This is a genomic window from Paenibacillus sp. FSL H3-0321 (genome assembly GCF_038002865.1).
GTDB lineage: Bacteria > Bacillota > Bacilli > Paenibacillales > Paenibacillaceae > Paenibacillus_AQ.
This window is the reverse complement of record NZ_JBBODH010000001.1, coordinates 6,281,613-6,301,326: the sequence shown is the minus strand read 5'-3', so window position 1 is coordinate 6,301,326 and position 19,714 is coordinate 6,281,613. Positions and strand designations below refer to the sequence as shown.

The following is a 19,714-nucleotide window of genomic DNA, read 5'->3' as shown; positions in this document are numbered from 1 at the left end:
AAGTGGATTTTTCGAGAAATGAGACAGTCCTGTTATTAAATAGAGACCATAAAAAGATAACAGACCAGGGATTCTCCCGTTACTGGAGAATCCCTGGTCTGTCTTTTGGGTCATTGGCTGCTTGCTTTAACAAATTATGGGTGGGGAAACTACCCGACTTCATGTTTTAGTTCATAGTTCATTGGACGCTTGAGCCCTCGTATTCTAGCAACTACGTTATGGATTAATCCCAATGCCCGTTATTGAGCTTGCCCAAGCAGCCTGAAGATAACTGTTGCTGCTTGAGCTCTTGTGGCCTGGCTGTCCGGCGCAAACTTGCCGTCCGGCATTCCGCCAATCACTCCACTCTTGCTCATGTCTTCCACGGCATCAGCCGCGTAGGATGACACTTGATCAAGATCAGAAAATGACACAGGGGCAGCATTGTTACTGGTATTAGCATTGACACCGGCATTCGCCGCACCGCTCAACGAAACGTTTGCAAGCTGTGCCAGACGATGCAGCATGACGGCCATTTCCTCACGGGTAATCTCCTCATTCAGTCCGAAGGTGCCGTCCGGCTTCCCCTTAACAATGCCCAGCTTCTGGGCGCTGGCAACCGCTCCGGCATACCAGGCACCCTGCTTCACATCTGTAAATGTGCTTACGACTGACTCATCAACCAGGTCGAACGCATTCATCAGGATCTTGATGAACTCTGCACGGGTGACGTTGCCTGAGGGATTAAAGTTATCCGCATTTGTTCCTTGGATAGCTCCTCTGGCCGCGAGTGCTTCGATGCTGTCCACTGCCCAGGCTGCAGTTGCAATATCCTTAAATGAAACATTCGAGTAGCGTGTTGCGTAACTTCCGCTCCGGTTGAGATTGAATTCCAGGGTCCCGGCAGCGGTGTTGTATTTGCCGCTCTTCACAACTTCCAGCTCGCGCTTATCATTGAGATAATAGGCCACTACCTTGTTCGGGTTCTCACCCGGCTTCAACGTGTACGGCAGCGCGACCTTGACGCCCTTCGCCTTCAGTACGGAGGCCGGAACAGCAGTCCCGTCAACACTCAGTCCGAAATCGCTGAGCACATTCACTCCCAGCAGCGCGCTTGCCTGCAGCGGTAAGCCTGCCGGATCTATAGCGCTGACAGAAATCTCCAGCTTATTACTCTTTCCGTCGGCATAGACTTTCAGGAAACTCTCATTCAATAGAATGTCCGCCGCTCCAGTCTCAATCTTGACCGTGCGCACACCTTGTACCGCCATGAGCGCTTGCAATGGAAGCTCAACTGACAGCTGCTTCACGCCTGCCGCCGCTTTAACGGATACTGTCAACCTGCCGTCTGTTATTCCCTTGGCTGCAGCCTCTATATTCCCGGCTGTCAGCACTGCCTTGACCGTTCCGTCAGCTCCGGCCACCGGATGCAGCACAATGCTGCCTATGCTTACGGCAGCAGGTGCTGCAGTCGGCGCCGCGCTTGGCGAAGGCTTCGGCGTCGGGACATGCGTCTCGGACCCGGACGCCGGAATTCCCGGCGTAGGTGTCGGTGTCGCCGAAGGCAGCGGCGTTGCTGATGGTGTTGCCGCCGGAAGCCGCTGCAGACCGGCAACCGCCGCCGCAAGCCTGCTTAACGCGGCGTCGATTCCCGCCTGGTCAGCCGTTCCGCTCTCCAGCAGCGCAGCCGCAGCGGCTACAGCCTTCTGGAGCGCCGTCCAGCTGTCCGGTGTGTACAGCCCCTGTTCCAGCTCCAGCACTTCCTTCAGCTTCGCTTCCAGGCCGGTCGTGATCACCGGCGGAGTTACGAAAGCCAACGTCAGTGTATACGTCCGGCTCGTTGTTTTGTCCGCAGCTGTTACGGTCACCTTGTACCCGGTCTGGAGCTCCGTTGCAACGGTTATGCCGTCACTTCCATATACGGCAAAGGTTACGCCTGCCGGAACTTGCAGCCCTTCCTTCAATTCTGTCAGTGTAGTCGTCTCCGGCACGATGATTTCTTTCGCTACCTGATCGACAACGCCGCCGGGAATCGTGATTCCGCTGATCAGCGCATTGCGGCCTTCCACCGGCTGCAGCGCCTCAAAGGCCGCTTTTAAAGCTGTATAAGCAGCATTAATGTCACCTTCGGTCGAAGCCCCGTTCTCGTACACAGCTTGAGCCGTTGCCAATGCGGCATGAAGCGTCTCCCACTGCCCCGGCGTAGCGGTATAGTTCTCTTCATTCACCGCCGGATCTGCGGCCGTATCAATAGCAGTCTTCAATCTTGTCTTGTCATACTTCACAAATATACGGCAGCTTGCTGATAGCTCTGTTCCGGCAACCTTGCCGGAAATCATGAAGTCTGTAGCAATCGTAAGCTTGTTAAGCGGAATGTCCTCCCACTGCACATCTGCCATGCCCTTATTCCCATTCGCATAAGTTACCAGTACTTTGGACGGCAGTGCGGGAACAACCCCTATCGTCGTATTTACGGTAACCTGCTCTATGCTTACAATTTTGCCGAATGTGCCCGGATCGGGCGTTTCTCCCTCCGGCTTGGCCGAGATCGCGCGCCATTCCTTGACTCCCGTGAAAACACTAGCAGATTGTTTTACCAGCGTCAGCCGCAGCTTATCCGTTTCCACCTTATCAAAGGTTACATCGTTATACTTGTCCTTCTCCTTGCCCTTCTCACTCAGGTTGGTGACAGGGACAAATTTACCGGCTGCCTCATCCCAATAGTCAAGGCTGTAATCAGCTGGCACCTGCACGCCGCCGCCGTCATCGAAGAAATATATCGAGCTGCCGGAGAGGCTTACCTTCTGCTTCCAGGTATATTGCAGCCATTGATTGTCCCCTGAGCCGCCCCAGTTGCCGTACTGTGTTTCTATTGTATTATCACCTAAACCAGTAGAGAAAAGCGGAATATATCCGTCGTTAACCGCATACACCGACTCCCAGGCCGAGGTGTATGAAGCGCTCGGCACAGCCAGCAGCGCCGCATTTCTGTAGCCGAGAGTACTAACGGCTATACGCAATTGGTCGGTAGTAGCCTTTACTTCATCCAGAGTGTAGTTGCCTTTGCTCAGTAATGTTTTAGCTGTATTCAATGCGGTCTGCAGTTGCTGCCAGGATTCCGGTGTGAAGTCGCCGGAATTCCGGACAATTTTCCCTTGCGCCGAATCCCGGTCTGCGAATTTCGCAACCATATCGGCCAGTTCAGCCGTTGCTATGAACACGGACACAGGAACTTCTACGACCGTTTGCTTGTCTCCATCGCTGACGGTCAACTGATACTTATATTCACCTACAGTCTTGAAGGTGGCTTTCAAAACAGCCTGATCGAGCGCACCCTCTTCGACCTCGCCATCACCGGATATTTTCGCCCATTGATAGGTCAGCTTGCCGCCAGGCAGACCGTCATCGTAAATTTGGGGAACCACAGCCAGAAGCTCATCCTGCTGCACTCTTACCGGGGTATCTACCGTTACCTTCGGTGCCTGATTCACTGCTGGCGTGACCGTCAGACCATTATTGTAGATTTGAATTTCTTTGATCCCTGTTGCGAGTTCGAGTGCATGGGTCACACTGACACGAATCGCTGTCGTATTAACCTTCTCGAACTCCACATTGTTATAGTTGGAGGCCACAACATCCGGGTATCGGAATTGCCCTTTCACCGGCTTCCAGGTTATGCCGTCCGCCTCCAGATACTCGACACCGAACGTCTGCGGTGTACCGTAGCCATCCAGGAGACGGTTATTGTAGAAATAGACCTTCACATTGTCTACGGGCTTGGTGGCGTCAAAATTAAACGTGACCGTATCGGCAGGATTCGGCGAACCGCCGAACAGAGCCGTGTTGGACGTGTGGTCAATGGAAGCTATCGTCGAGCCGTCCGCCAAGCTTTTAATGCTTGAACCGCTCTCGATATACGTCGATTCGATCGTCGTTCCGGCAGCAGCGGCCAGATTCTCGCCACCATTGACAATATCAACGCCCGCCTTGTTGAACATATCCACCGTTTTTGCATTCGTTGCCAGTGAAGTATCATCAGCCTTGGCTAGAGGGGTAGCGCTGCCTTTTTCAAACAACACTTCCGTCTTAGAATTGTCACCAACCGCTCCGGCAACATCACCCTTAGGCATTTCCACCTTGCCAGTCGCTGTATCATAAATAATATGTGACATTTCATTCGTGGTCATTACAAGCTCACCGTTAATGAACAGCGAGAAGCCGGACGGAATGTCTTGATAAGGCAATTTTTTGTCCCCGGTGTATACCTTAGGGTCCTGCCAGACGATCGACAGATCCGCATCATGATACCGCACATTGTCTACCGCAAAATGGTCATATTCGACATTGATCGGCCACAGCTCGATCTTGTCGTCGGTTCTCGGCTGAAGACCTGCCATATCCTCCAGTACGGTGTAATTCATCATGCCCAGCGTATCGTGGTGAATCCAAGCCCGCACCATTTTGCCGCTCGGGTTCGGAGGATTCTCCTTTGTCCACGGCGTTCCGAAGAAATAGTCCTCCAGCCAGAAGAATTCATTGGAATCGAGGTGATCCGTATTGCCCGTCTCCACCGTATGCAGCCATGCACCCCAGTCGAACAACGTCTTGTAAGTATCACTGTTAATATTGTCCACAGGGTAATGGCGCAAGGAAGCACGGACAGTATTAATGTAGTTGCCGAAGTTGCACCAGGCGAACTGGTCGGTGCCGAAGGCATCCGTCTTGCCATTCTTGAAATCCTCCACCCGTTTCATAATGCTGTTCTGATCCGCTGTGAAGAACGGAAAGATCGGATAATAATCAGGATCAGCATAATCTGTCAGCTGGGTCAAATATTTAGCCTGAAAGCCCTCCTGTCCTTCTGTCGGCACAACGCCGAAGTTGAAGACAAACATGTTGTTGTCGCGCCACGGGTTGAACACATCCTCTTTACCGACAACCTTTTTATGCAAAAAGCTGCCTTCGCCGTTCGTATCCGCTGTGCCGTCTCCGTCAAAATCCTTACCGTCAAACCACATATCGTTCAAAATTGTACTCTGAATCTTCCCGGCAGTTTCATTCATCCGGGTCTCATTCGCCGTATCCCCCAGCTGTTTATACATTTGTGCTGTGGCCACTGCATTGCCATAAGTAGTCGCAGAGCCGTCCAGGCGGGCATTGTTGCCGTTGCCGTTCCAGTGCATGGAGACGGTGTCACCGTCATTTCCAGTCATCGGGCCGTGGTTATAATAGACGAGATTCGGATCATTGCCCTTGAAATGAGCCAGTGTGCCGGTCACGTCATTGGCTGAGAAATCAGCGAATTTCTTCAGGATTTCCGAACCGCCACCATAGATTTTGTACGCTTCCCAGCCTACCTGCGAGCTGTTCTGCATCATATCCCAGGTCCAGATGTTGGGCCGCCCGGGGTTGTTCTTGTAATTCTTGTTCTCGGAATATTCGCCCTGCGCCAGCCAGGTCCCATAGGCATAGGACGGATCGCGGAGCCATTTCAGATCCTGCAGCGCCCACGGCACACTGACCGTGATACCGTTGTTGTAGCCAAGCACACCCTCCATATTCATCGGGAACTGCCAGTCATTGCCGGGAATGTTGGCATCCAGGATATTAAAGCGGTTACACCACCAACGGTAATAGAGCACTTTTTTCACATTTTCATCAGGGACATCAATATACGGGATATTATCCGCCCACCACTCGTTGTACTCCTTCACCTGGGTGGAAAAGGCCTCATTATTGCCGGGCGCAGACTTGAATTCCTCATACTGCGTCTTGGAGCCGGGAATTTCATCCGCGAGCCAGCCCATAACCACCTTCTGGTCAAGCGTCCCGCCCGCAGGAACGGTAATCTCTCTGACCAGCTCATTCCCGGCAGGAGTAAGTCCGGTTCCGCTAAGATGAACATCCACATATGACATCGCTTTCACAACTTTTTGGCCGGACTTCCCGATCATCAGCGGAGCCGCTACCCGGTCACCGATCAACTCATCCCCCTCTGCCCTGGATACAAACGGAGATTTGACCTTCAGTGTCAACTGCATGTCGCTTGCCGTGGGATTCTTGAATTCCAGCAGTGTTACTGCACTGTTATCATTCGTAATAAATTTGCGCTGGTTAATCTCCAGTTCCCCGCTACGGTAGGTTTGGTTCTCGTGGCTGGGATAATTTTTCCGGGCAGACTGATCCTCCGTAACCTCTCCCGTCGAAAGAGAGAGCGTATACATAACATCCTGGTTCAACGTATCCGCATAATACACACTCCCGGCAAAACCCAGCTTCGAGTTGTCCTGTGTCTTCATGTACAGGGCGCTGCCCCGGCTGAACAATGTATTGGCGCTGGCATCATCATTCCCATTATCATCAGGAATCACGCCTTCGTTCACGAGCAATGAATCCAGCCAGGGCAGATCGGCATTATCTTGCTTAAAGGCATCAAAGTCAAAATTCTCAATCGTCTGCATCATTTCCCCGACGGTAGCTTTGCTGAAATCAATTCCTTCCGGGGTTGTGATGTTACCCACTTTCCACTCCGGTTTCCCGTAATCGGTTCCTACACCCTTATGATCGAAATCTGTCGTATAATTCGCCGATGCCGGGACGATCCCGCCATTTAGGACTACGGCAGCGCAAAGCGCTGCCACACAAGCCTTCCCTGACCGCTTAGTCTTTCTCATAACTTGTTGTCTCCTCCTTTTTATCCCTTGATTCCTGTCAACGCAATACCTTCCACAAAATATTTGTTGCCAATCAGGAAGAACACCAGGCAGGGAGCCGTAACGACCAGAGCGAGCGCCATAACCTGTTCATAGTTCGGAATGCGCATTCCGTTCACAATATACAAACCCATTGGCAGTGTATAATCCGCTTCTGTCTTCAAATAAATCATCGTATAGAAAAATTCATTCCAGCAGTTGATGAAGCTGAACAGGGCCACAACAATCATGGCCGGACGAATGAGCGGCAGCATGATGCGGGAGTAAATGCGGAAATAACCCGCACCGTCAATCTTAGCCGCTTCACTGAGTTCAAGCGGAATGGTCGTGAAAAATTGCCGGAGCAAAAAGACAAAGTATGCATTGCCGCCTGCGCAGAAAAATGCGGGAATAATAAGTGCTGGCTTGCCGGCCAGTCCCAAGGAGGTATACAGGGAATATTGCGGCAGCAGGGTTACAGCGCTTGGCAGCATCATGGTGCTGATTACGAGCACGAACCACATCCCGCGCAGCGGGAACCGCAGTTTGGCAAAAGCATAACCGGCAAAACTCGTGGTCAGGACTGTTCCGATTACATAAGGCACCACAATCGAGACGGAGTTCCAGAGCTGCCGCAGAAACTGGATGCGCTCAAGCCCCAGCCGGAAATTATCAAAGCCCGGCTCACTGGGGATAAATACTGGCGGGCGCGCCAGAATCTCTGAATGGTTAACGAATGCGCCGCGCAGCAGCCAATAAAGCGGAAAGGCGAATACCAAAGCGAGCAGGCAGGAGAGTAGGATGAGTATGACGTTCACCGCTTTTGTTTTGTTCTTTGCTCTCTTAAGACTTGAATATTTTACAGTCGCAGATACAGCCATTATCTCACCCTCTTTCTTTTGCCCATCGAATCATCCTTCTTGAGCGCGCCCTGGAAATAGAACAAAATAACCGTAATGACCAATGTGATCAGGAAGACGACCCAAGCCTCGGCAGACGCCAGCCCGCGCATCCCCACCTGCACAAAGGAATGATCATAAATCATAACGTTGATGAAATAAGTCATCCGGTCCGGTGCACCGTTTCTGGACAACACCACACTTTGGGTGTAAATCTGGATAGAGGTCATCATGCACATAATCAATTGGAAAAAGAGTACTGGCTTGATCGTCGGGTAGGTGACCTTCTGGAACTTGTGCCAGGCATTGCCCCCGTCCATCTCGATCGCCTCCAGCAGTTCACCGGGAACATCCTGCAAGGTAGCAATGAAGACAACAATCGTGCCCCCGCATGTCCACAAGCTCATAATAAACAACGTCTCGAAGATCCGCACAGGGTCTGTCAGGAAGTCTAAAGGTGCTATGCCCAGCTGCAGCAGCAGCCAGTTGACCAAACCGCCCTTGGCCTGATTCTGCAGCAGCATCTGCCAGACAATCGTGGTCGCCAGCATCGGAATGACCGAGGGCAGGAAGAAGACCGCCCGCAGCATATTTCTGCCTAGAAACTTGCGGTTCAGCAAGAGCGCGACCAGCAGACAGAAGGCAATAACAAGCGCTACGTTGATAAAAGCGTAAATCAGGGTGACCGTGATCGATTTTTTGAACTCGGAGCTTGGATTGCTGAAAATATATCTGAAGTTGTCCAGCCCGATCCATTCCATCACCTGCCCGCCGCTCATCACCGTGATTTTGTGAAAGCTGTAGAACAAGCTGGCCAACATCGGATACAGGGTCAGTACCAAAAAGCCGATAATCGCGGGTGCTGCAAATAAATATCCGGCGACCGCTTCCTTGGTGGCGCCTTTGGCAGGCTTTTTAACATAGTTGGTTGCCGTACCGGTCTTGCTCTCTGGATTCATAGCCATAGCCCTCTCTTTGAAAATAAGCTTTAATTACGAAACTTTTCCGCTTTCCCACAGTTTCTTAATCGTTGGCATAATCTCATCGTAGATGTCCTTGACGCTCTTCTGACCGGTCAGCGCCTTGTCGATGGATTTCTCGTATTCCGTATTCATCTTAAGGTAGGCCGGAACATAATAAGCAGGCCACTGTGCAATGGAATCCTTGGTTGTGGAATAACTGAGTATCGTTTCTTTGGCACTTGCCGGAAGATCGGCAGTCCATTTCTCAATGAGGGCAGGGTCGGTGTACCAGTCGGCTTGGTTAGGCAGCCATGCTCCGCTCTTGAGCAGGTCCAGGGCATTCTCCGGGTTAACCATGTAAGCGTAGAATTTCTTGGCTTCCTCAATATGCTTGGACGTATTGTAAACTACCAGTGGAGCGCCTGCGTTCATCGTTACGGCTTGTTCCATCTTTGGCAACACGCCGACACCGATATCATCATTGCCTTTGATGTTAGCCAAATCCCACGAGCCGCTGACCGCCATCGCATAGCCGCCGCTCAGCGCATCAATAACCGAACCGGCGCCGGTAGTCCATGAATAATTGAAGGGCGAGGCTACCTTGTCCTTGTTGATAAGATCGGCCAGCTTCTGGATACCCTCAACCGATTTGGGCGAATCCCACAGAAATTCCTTGCCGTCCGGAGATACAATACCGCCTCCGTTCGCATTGGCTGCCCAGAAATGATGGAACTCACGTCCCGCGGTAAACCCGATTCCGTAATTCTCTGTCAATGAAGCGTTGAACCCCTCATCTGCGGCCGTTTTGCCTTTGGTATCCGTGGTCAGCTTCTTGGCATTGCTCACAAAGGTGTCCCAATCCCAGGCATCCTCAACCTTGGATGGCGGATAGGCGATGCCCGCAGCATCGAATTTCGCTTTACTGTAGTACAGCAGCTCCAGTTGGTTGGAGAGGCCGACACCGATAACTTTCTGCTCCGGAGAATGGATTGTAATCGCTGCCAATTTCTCCGGTATCGAACCATCGGCAAGCAGGTCACTAATATCCTCGAGAATGCCCATTTCATTGTATTTTTGAATATCCCCCTCACCCATGTAGCTGATATCCGGCAGTTGATCGGAGGCTAGGCGGGTCTGAATGAAAGTATCAAAGGTTCCGTCCGCCGGCAGCACTTGCGCATTGATCTTAACTCCAGTGTCTGCTGTATATTTCTCTGCAGCCTCTTCCACCAGCTTCTTCTGCGCGTCATCGCCCCAATACAACAGTTCAAGCGTAATATCCTTGCCGGACGTGCCTCCCTTATCATTCGCGGCTTTTTCTGTGGCTTTGGCGGCAGAGTTACCCGTGTTTTCCTCTCCATTCCCCGAACAGCCGGCCAGCGAAGCGAAGACCATTGTTAATGCCAGTGATAGAACCAGAGTGCGTTTACCAAACTTCATGTTTGTTGCCTCCCTTTTCTTTTAAATCTATATAAAATGAACTTGTGAGTTTTTCATTTAGGTATCCTGTGCAACTGCGGAGAAGACTTGGACTTCCCCTTCGCTGCTCCTTTACCTAATGGCGATTTTCCAAGTTCACCTATATTTATTTCGATTATACTAAGTTAAACGTTTAATCTAAAAGCTTCGCGGGTTTTGTCCTTTAAGCAGCTTGTCCCATTCTGCCGCTTCTTCCGGCGATTATGGACAAGCGCTGAAGACGCCGCCCTGAAGTCTTACTTGGCGCTGCAGCCGGCCTTGCCCGGAGCGGAATCCCACCTTGTCTTCAAGCAGCAGGTATCTGGAAGGGTACGCTGCATAGCTCGTAATTGTCCAGCCGTCCGCCTCTTCGGTAACATAACCGTTAACACAACGCAGCTTGCCGCTGCTGTCTCTATAGAGGTAGGCGGTTGTCCCAAAACCCAATAAGTAGGCAACCAGCTCTTCACCCATGTCCCAATCATCTCCGGATACAGTGGAGAACAGCGAGGCGAATAACGGATCACTGCTTGCTACAAATACCGACTGTCCGAACCTGTTCCTCGATAACTCCGGCATATTCAGATTCGGTGCAGCCACACTGTAAGTTGAGGCCGCCTCTCCCGGCTGCAAGCGGCGCGGAGTGGAGCGCACATTCCAGTCATAACAATTGAACACGGCCATTGTAGAACGGTAAGCCGCCTCCAAATATTCGGGATTGCCCAAATGCTCATAGGCAACCCGCGCCGAGCCGGACACCAATCCCCCCCATAAGGAATGGATCATGGAAGAGAGGGCTTCCCACCAGCGGTCCGGATTCTGGACCCTGTAGTCATTACTGAACCCGATGTTCGCCAGAATCAGCTGTCCGTAGCGTTCCGCTTCGTCCAGATTCCCAAGATGGCACAGCGTTTCACAGGTAGGTCCGAACCCTGCGTTATCATAGAAGTGCTCTGTAATTGCCCCGCCGTATTGCTGTACTTCTGTCTGCAGATTCCGGCCGAACCGCTCCCATAGCTGCTGCAATTGCCCCTGCCATTCCGCAAGTCCCTCCTCCTCAAGTGCCTGCAGCAAATCCTGAATATATAGGGTGAAAATGCCGTTCAGCCCCGCCTCGTCTTTCTCGCGCTGCCTGGAATGGCAGTCCGGGTTCAGACGCAGGCATATCACTTCGGCAGCCCACTCCAGATAAAGCTGTGGCGGATGCAGCCTCAGCAGCGCAGCATCCATTCTCGACAGCAGGTAGAAAACATGCGCAATATAATCCAGATCATAAATCCGGTAGAAGCCTCCATACAAGGGGCGCGGCCGAGTAAAATCGCCCTCCTCGAACCAATGGAGCTTCATATCCAGCACTGCAGCAGCCTCGGCCTTCTCAACCTGCTCCGGCACTGCAGCCGACATGCTGTTCTTCATCAGCAGGAAGGTCAGCTTGCCAAGCGATTCTCCCTGATTGGACAAGGGACGGAACGCGTAGGGGCGTTCCACTCCATCTGCGCTTCCATAGCTATGGGCTACCAGCCATTCCGCCCGTTTCTCCAGCATAATGTCGATCGGCTCCAGCACGTTCCACACCAGGATGTCGCTGCGTCCGTCTTCAAGCACCAGCTCCAGCTTATGCTCACCGGGCGCCGGACGAAGCAGCGTAAGTGTGTACCTGCCACTCTCTCCTTTTACCGGAATCGCCTGATCTGTAATGTCTTCGCGGCGGATCTCCTCCGTTCCCGGTGGAGCGCTGAATAGGCGTATTTCACGTATAGACTGTTCCTGTCTTATCCCAACCTCAGCTTGAAAGATTCCGCCCTGTGTCAGCACAGGCGTATAGCTCCAGTGCGGGTGGCCAAACGCGGCTCCCTGGCGGTAGAAATCATCCTGATCCTGGCAAGGGAGAAATACATACTCCCAGCTGGAGGTCTGCCCGGGATCCAGATCCAGTGCATGGTAAGCGTTACCATAGATCCAATCTGCAGCTGCTGAGGCGGGCATTGAAGCTCCATCCTCCACCAGCGACAGCCGATGATACAGCAAGCCGTCCAAGGAAGGTGATACCTGCTCAAGAAAGCGGTTACTATAACGGCAATAGGAGCCTGCCGTGACTGTTCTGCCCCCAGTCTGATAAATACCCAAGTGCGGCGCCTCATTGCTGCGCCTGATAGCGGCAAACTTGGTGAAGTCTCCGCCCAAATGAGTGAACACTGCACACGATTCACGCATATTGCGCAGCACATTCTCATCCCTGAACATGATATAGGCCAGCGAGAACCATACATGCAGCCCGTTAATCCGTACAGCTTGTTCGGAGCGGTTGGACAATTCGATGCTCCACCTGAAGCGCTCCTCCTCCAGTGTGTATACGAAGCGGATCGTTACCGGAAAAGCATCAAATTCAACAGCAGCGCGATGCTCTCCCTCCTGGATCACCCTCGGCTTAAGATCCACACTGCGTATGATCTTCCCATTCAATTCGAGCGTCCATTCCCCGAACAGCTTATCCTCGTCTTCGTATCCTGCCTGTTGCAGATAAGCGGGATTAACCACCCAGTTCATTGCGGCGGGATCTTCCTGCATCACCAGGGACTGCATGGCTCCCCGGGAGCTAAGCTCCATTCTGTATTTTGCATTGCTGAGAAACGTCATCGCCATCACCTCTTTCACGTCCTGCCTTATAATCTAAACGTTTAGATAAATGAAAAAATATGATGTGAGACATCGGCTTTATCTCACATCGTTTACAGCAGCTACAGAGTCACGCTCGATTAACCGGCATTCCGGCATAATCAGGGGCGCCGACTCGTTCCCATTGATCACATTGTACAAGCTCTCTATGGCCTGATATCCCATCTCGTGCAGCGGAAGTTCCATCGTCGTAATCCGCGGGCGCAGATAATCGCTGAATTCCCGGTTATCGAAGCCAATCACCGACAAGTCCTCCGGAACCTTAACGCCTCTTTCGTCGGCTGCCTGCAATACCCCTACCACCATAACATCATTCATGGAGAGGATAGCCGTCGGCGGCTCCGGCAGAGATAACAGCTCGCCGGTCAGGCGATATCCGGATTCCCGCTCCCAGTCCCCCATCTTGATCAATAAAGGATCAAAGGGCAGTTCAAAGTCGGTAATCGCCCGATAATAACCGTTCAGCCGCTGTCTGGACGGAATGGAATCCATCAGCCCGCTAATGACCGCGATTCTGCTATGACCCTTCGCGACCAGATGGGACATGGCCTCATAAGAAGCCTGTTCATCGTTATAATGTATGGAAATGTCGTCCCGTGTATAACCATAGGTATATACAATAGGTTTGTCGTCTGCATCAATTAGTCCGGTTAGGTCACGGGTATGTACACCGATATAGATAATCCCGTCCACCTGCTTGCTGAGCAGCTCGGACACGGCATTGGAGGCGTACTTCCGGTATGCTTCTATATCAGCAAAATTACGGCCGATACGTTTATTTAGACGAAGATTGACCAGCAAAATATGCAGATCATGCCGATCGCCAAAATCATTAATACCATCAATAATCTCGGGTGCATTAAACACCGTCACATCCTCTGCGATAACACCGATCGTATTCGTACGGTTGAGCTTGAGGCTCTTGGCAATATCGTTGGGTTTGTAATTCAGCTCCTCAATGGCTTCAACGACTCGCTGACGCGTTTCTGGACGGACATTGCGGGTACCATTAAGCACATAGGAGACTGTAGCAATCGAAACATTGGCTTTAGCGGCGATATGCTTAATGCTGGTTTTGCTCATTGTAATTCTCCTATTCTATGCCGCAAACGTTTTGTTAAACGTTTAGATTGTTGAATGACACCTAAAATATACCATACGAAACTTGATGAATCAAGGGGTTTTATTGGTTAAGAAGGAATAACCGTAATATTTCTCCGCATTACTCATGCTTGTCCAAATATCCGGACTTTCCCCGCCTATGTACCAGTAGGCCACTCCCGCTAAATTTTTAGTAACAGCAAAATGATATTTGGCAATTAACGAGCGCCCGTCCTCAATCCAAATCAAGTGTTGCATGGCATTGTCCGTATAGCCGGCAACGTATTGAGCTAATGATTCATTCCATAGCGGTCTCATTGAATAGGTGCTGATTCTCTGATTTTGCTCAGTGAACGTAATGAATTCGGAGGATGAAACTGTTCCATTTTGCTTCAACATCCAGTCCCGGTTATAGAATGGCAGTGCCAATATAACCTTGTCATTTGATACGACCTTTAGCAAGGTTTCGACTGCGTTTATGATATAGGGAAGCGAAGCATTGGAGCCTGGATTGACACTTCCACCGTAATGCTCATCGTAGCCCATCATTACTACATAATCCACTTGTTCCCCAAGCGCAGCGTAGTCGAATGCCTCTGTCCAATCCGTACCAAGATCAGGCGACACATCTATAGACAACGTAGCATTAACGCCATGCAATCTCTCTGCTAATAAAGCAATAAAATCTGTAAAATATTTCCGATCCGCTGCCTTTACATTCTCAAAATCTATATTTAGCCCATCAATGTCATATTTACTTACCATCGCTGCTAATTGGGTTATTGCAGTATTTCTTGCTGTTATGCTAGATAACATTAGATGAGTAGCTTCTTGATCGGACCGGTTACCGACCATCGCCCAAATTTCTTTGTCCTTCGTCTTTGCCCACGAAACAAGCGAAATTTCCGTTGAATCCGTTACCATCCCACTTCTCCCTACAAAGTACCACCGTGGAGATAAGATGTTCACATTCGATTTCAGAATAGTACTCTTATAGTCTGCGGTTGTTTGTCCATACTGCCAGCCGATTACAATATGTTTATGCGGCTCACTCTCAAGCTCTGTGGCCCAGCTTTTATTTTGCAGCACCCGATAAATAAGTACAGTTGCTTCCTGCCTGGTAATTGCATCCGTTGGACGAAAATATCCTTTTTCATCGCCGTTCATTAACCCTAGCTTACTAACGGCAGCAACAGAATCCCTAGCCCAAGCAGCAATACAATTACTATCCTTATATGCTGTCAGATTAGCGGATTTGCCGTTCGTTTGTTGCAATGCACCAGCCATCCAAACAGCTGCCTCTTGTCTTGTAACAGCTCTTTTAGGTGCAAAAGTAGTCTCCGAGGTTCCACTTGCCAGGTTCAGCTGAACAGCCGCCTGAATCGGACCGTAATACCATTCACTCTTTACTACATCTGTAAAATCCGTTACTGGACTAGCCACTGGGTCAAGCTTTAGCAAACGTTCCAGCACAGTAATAAACTCTGCTCTGGTCATAAACTTGGCTGGTGAAAAACTCGTCAACGAGGTTCCTGTAATAAGCTTTTTATTATATAAATCTATGATCTCTTTTTGGGCATAGCTTGTGTTTATATCATCAAAAGGCAGCCGCCCATCGGCCAATATATGCTGACAAAACATGCTTGTTGAGCAAATGACAGCGGCTGCCGCTATTATGAATCTACCTAATATGGCCTTCACGAGATTCCTCCTATGACATCAATTTTAGAATTGTATCAAAGATAGAATCTTTATTCATTGATGAAATACTGGTAAATCACAGCAAAAAACAGCCAGTCGCCGGAAATTTCCAGACACTAGCTGTTTAGGTTGAGAGATGTAAATACAAGTTACAAATTCCAAATGCGGTACACAATAACTGCCGCTTCAGCGCGGGTGAGCGTATCGTCCGGTGCAAGCTTGCCGTCTTTGCCGCTCACAATTCCGAATTTCACCAGAGCCGCCAGGCTTTCTCTGGCATAATCAGCAATCCGGTCTGCATCCGAATAGGTTTCCAAAGTTGCGCTGCCAATGGCCTTTTTGCCGGCTGCCGCCAGTGCACGGTAAGCGATCACCATCATATCCTGGCGGGAAAGCTCACTGTTTGGCTTGAACATGTTGCCTTCATAGCCAGTGACGATGCCTAGTTGCTTCGCAATGGCAAGTTCATTTCTATAATCAGCGTCTTTCTGGACATCGCTGAAGGCAGCACTATCCTGATCTGTACCCTTCAATTCAAGGGCTCGCACAAGAAGCGCGGTGAAGTCCGCTCTATTCATGGCTGTCTCCGGGGAGAAGCTGGTCTTTGAGGTTCCTTTGACGATATCCCGGGCAGCCATGGCAGCAACAGCCTGCTTTGCCCAAGACAGGTTCTCCATATCCTCAAAGCTCATAGGGTTATACGCTGCCGCGTAGGTGCCAAAATAAGTCGTTTGGAACACAAGTGCTCCGCTTGCGGCGTCATAGCGGCCGTTCGGGATAGCTATCATGCTGCCATTGGCTGCACGGTACCAAACGACGAGCGAATCCGTGTGGCCCAGCTCTTCCACTGCCGGCTTGTAAGGAACGGTTACCTTTACAGGCGCATTCGGGTTGTTCCATGTCACTGCCTGGCCGCCAGCTATGACGTTCAGCTCCATTACCGGACGATTGCCAATCCTATCACGGGCTGCCGTATTCAAATTGTCCATTGAGGCCTGATTTACACGGATGGACACGGTGTCAGTATTTACTGCAGCACTGGACAGCATATTGCTCGGAACCTCGATGGCCGCTAAGTCTGTTTTTATCAAAAGCACATAGTTTTCCTGGCTCTTCAAGCTTTGAGTCGGAAGCTGCACTTCATACGAGGATACGTTTGCTTGCTTCGGCACTTCGACTATGATCTGTTTCCGTCCATTTGCTGCCGGAGCGGCTTGCTCAAGCGCTTTTTTCAGGTGGTCGCCCGAAATCGCCGCCTTCGCCACTGCGCCTTCGGTCTTTACTTCCGGTTTGATCGCCACCACACCGTCTTTGCTCTCAACGGTTCCGGTCTGCGGAGTTGATCCGTTGCTACTGTTACTGTTGTTATTGTTGCTGTTGCCGCCCTCGTTCGATTGGCCAGGTTTACCCGTAAGCGCAAGCACACCGTAAACGGAGGTGTCCTGATATCCATTGCCGGTTGTATCATTCCATGCGGCAACACTTTGCCGGGCCCCGTCTTTGGCGTCATTGATCTGTACGTCGAAACCGATCTTTTTGTCGTTGCTTGCTGAGATTTTTTTAAACGGAATCTTCACTTCTACTGTGTAGTTGGTTCCGGCAACCTTGGTTGATGATTCGAATCCGCCAGCGATCCCAGCCGGATTGAAGGAAGTCGCGTTGTCAAAATTGACTCTGAACTGTCCGTCATCGTCTTGATAGAACGTCGTTTTCCCATTGTTTTCATCCAGGAAGATTTCGACGGAATCCTGTTCCCATACGTTCTTACTGCTCTTGTCCAGCTGCGCGTCGCTGACCTGAATCAAAACATACAGATTTTGATCATCCCAGAGGGTTTTGGCCACTCCGGTCGCGCCCTGCCACGCCATCTGGTACCGATTCACCGGCAACTCCGCCGCCTTGCTCCAGACAGCATCAACCGTCCCGTCAACTACAGGTGAAGCATAAACCGCGGTGGATTGGTTTGCGCCGGTAGAATCAGGTTTATGCTCCTCCATAAATTTACCGGGGTTGATAACCCCGTAGTAAGCCGGCTTGGCCTGCAGGTTCTTATCGAATAATAACGGATTAGCAGAAGCTCTCCAGCTCGTATGGTCGTCCAAGCCCCAGAAGGTAACGCGCTCTATATTTGCGGCGTGAGTTTTGAAGAGCTCCATCAATTGCGCGTATAAATAGCCCTGGGCATTCGCAAGCTTCTCGGAAAGCTGATTGTTGCTTCCAGCCTGAATATCAAGCTCGGTGATGCTTACTTCTACGCCTAAGGAAATAAACTTCTCCAGCGACAGCTTTACGTTTTCGGGATTGGTGTTGATACTGTAGTGCCCCTGCATGCCGATGCCGTCGATGAGGCGTTTTCCCGGATGTGTAAGCGCATACCTATCATTGATGGCTTTGACCATATTATAAATGGCTGCCGCTTTATTCTGGTTATCTTCGTTGTAATCGTTGTAGTAAAGCTTGATATTCCAATCTGGATGTTGGTCCAGCACTTCTCTTGCCGCCAGGAAGGCCTGCTCCACATAATCTGCGCCAATGGAACTCTTCCAAGGGGATTCACGCAGCGAGGTTTCCCAATCTGCCGGATTACCCGGATTATCGCTCATCGCTTCGTTCACGACATCCCAAGAGATCACCTTGTCACCGAAATGTTCCACGACCGTTTTAATATGAGTCTGCAGATTTGCGAGCGCTTCGTCCCGCCCCAAGGGAAGGCTATTACCTTCCGCATCCTTTGTCGTATTCATCCACACGGGGGATTGCTGATGCCATACCAGCACATGCCCATGCATCAACATCCCTTCAGCCCGTACCTTAGCAACCATGGAATCCGCAGCGTCGAAGGTAAAATTGCCCTTCGCCGGCTGCAGCGCATCCGGTTTCATCGCGTTTCCTGCGGTAGCGACATTGTGATGCATTTTAAGCAGCTCCAGCCGCACGCCTTCCAGATCCTCGGCTGTTATCGCGTTGCCGATCAAAAAATCATTTTGATAGGCAGTCTTTACAGGAATCAGGTCCTTTTGTATGGCGATTGGACCTGTGCTTGTTTTCTCAAAATGGATGTCGTCGATATAGAAAGATGCTGCTGCGTTATTTGCGCTCTCGACATAGATGGTTAAATATTCGCCGCCCACACTGTTATAACGGTAGCTTCCCTCAAATTTAACCCAACCGTCGCTGGCACTGATTGTTTTTGGGGAAAGAGCTACATAATTTGCACTGCTTCCATTCCCGGTCTGCGTGGACAGCTGCAGCTGCGAGCTTGCGGGTTCAATCAGCTTGACCCATGCCGAAATGTTATATTCGCTGCCCTGGTCCACATACTTCTCCACACGCAAGGACGGCCCATGCCACGTAGCTGTTCTGGCCTCTACTTTCAAGGCATAGGAACCACCCTCGGTATGATTCTCTGTATCTGTAAGAGTCAGCTTCTCAGTCCCGGCTCTGCCTCCAAAACCGCCGGTAGTCTGATCCTCAAAGGTGATGGCAGTGAACGGTAAAGCCGGTTCTCTGGGCGGCTCTTCTCCACCGTCCGAAGCGATTTTCTCGGTGATAAGGAGGTCTCCGATATAGAAAGAAACCTCGGCTCCTGCTTTGTTGGAGTTCATGCGCAAGGCCTGATCTTTGCTTGTATCGACGGTAAATTCCTTAGTCAGGGTGACGGCTTTGCCCGCTTCAAAACTCACTTCCGCATAATTTCCATAGCTGTTCACAGTTTGAAGTGCAGCATTGGCGCCGCTGGGCAGATCCACATTTACATCCACATAAACAATTGAAGTCACCGTGTAGGTTTTTCCGTTTTCCAGGCCGAGGGCACTGAATTTGAAATCAGCCGCGTCCCAGTTGTTTACTCTGTTGCTTACGTATAATGCCGCTCCGTCTGCATTGCCTGCAAAAGACTTGCCGGTGACAGCCGTCAGGCTGGCACCACCCGATTGAACAGCTTTGCCTGCACCGGCCGCAAAGGTTTCGTGATAAACCGTTTTCGTGACTTCCAGTTTCGGTGTTGCAGCTTGCGCAACCGGAGCAAGACAGCCTAACGGAATAAGCAGACTCGCTGCCAGTACTAACGAGAAGACCTGTTTAATCATTTTACTCATGCGTTGCACTCCTCTGTATGAATTTGGGTTAGACAAGTTAAGCGCTTACAACTATGGAAAGCCGCCCCCCTTTCTCACCCCAAATCGTAGCATAATGCAAAAAGTGCGTCTTACTCTAAATTAAAGATTGTACCGTACTTTTTATATAA

General features: G+C 50.7%; 8 protein-coding genes. All 8 read right to left on the bottom strand.

Features of this window, described 5'->3' with window-relative positions; translation table 11 throughout:
- Positions 1-239: 239 nt before the first annotated feature.
- On the bottom strand, positions 240-6,653 hold the full coding sequence (locus MHI45_RS28005; protein ID WP_341119774.1) for an S-layer homology domain-containing protein: 6,414 nt from the start codon (positions 6,651-6,653) through the stop codon (positions 240-242).
- Positions 6,654-6,673: 20 nt separating this feature from the next.
- On the bottom strand, positions 6,674-7,552 hold the full coding sequence (locus MHI45_RS28000) for a carbohydrate ABC transporter permease (protein WP_076113582.1): 879 nt from the start codon (positions 7,550-7,552) through the stop codon (positions 6,674-6,676).
- Positions 7,552-8,529, bottom strand: coding sequence for a carbohydrate ABC transporter permease (locus tag MHI45_RS27995; protein WP_076113583.1), 978 nt, complete (start codon positions 8,527-8,529; stop codon positions 7,552-7,554). The genes MHI45_RS28000 and MHI45_RS27995 overlap by 1 nt, the downstream gene beginning before the upstream one ends.
- A 33-nt stretch (positions 8,530-8,562) precedes the next feature.
- Positions 8,563-9,972 carry an extracellular solute-binding protein gene (locus MHI45_RS27990; RefSeq protein ID WP_076113584.1) on the bottom strand — a complete coding sequence of 470 codons (1,410 nt, stop codon included), beginning with the start codon at positions 9,970-9,972 and terminating at the stop codon, positions 8,563-8,565.
- Between the two features lie 240 nt (positions 9,973-10,212).
- A complete protein-coding gene (locus MHI45_RS27985; RefSeq protein WP_076113585.1) occupies positions 10,213-12,627 on the bottom strand; it encodes a hypothetical protein in 2,415 nt (804 codons plus the stop codon).
- A gap of 78 nt (positions 12,628-12,705) precedes the next feature.
- On the bottom strand, positions 12,706-13,749 hold the full coding sequence (locus MHI45_RS27980) for a LacI family DNA-binding transcriptional regulator (protein ID WP_038588083.1): 1,044 nt from the start codon (positions 13,747-13,749) through the stop codon (positions 12,706-12,708).
- Between the two features lie 90 nt (positions 13,750-13,839).
- Positions 13,840-15,468 (bottom strand): S-layer homology domain-containing protein, encoded by a 1,629-nt coding sequence (locus MHI45_RS27975; RefSeq protein WP_340893908.1) that lies wholly within the window; start codon positions 15,466-15,468, stop codon positions 13,840-13,842.
- Positions 15,469-15,617: 149 nt separating this feature from the next.
- Complete coding sequence (locus MHI45_RS27970) at positions 15,618-19,565, bottom strand: endo-1,4-beta-xylanase (protein WP_340893909.1); 3,948 nt, start codon at positions 19,563-19,565, stop codon at positions 15,618-15,620.
- Positions 19,566-19,714 lie beyond the last annotated feature (149 nt).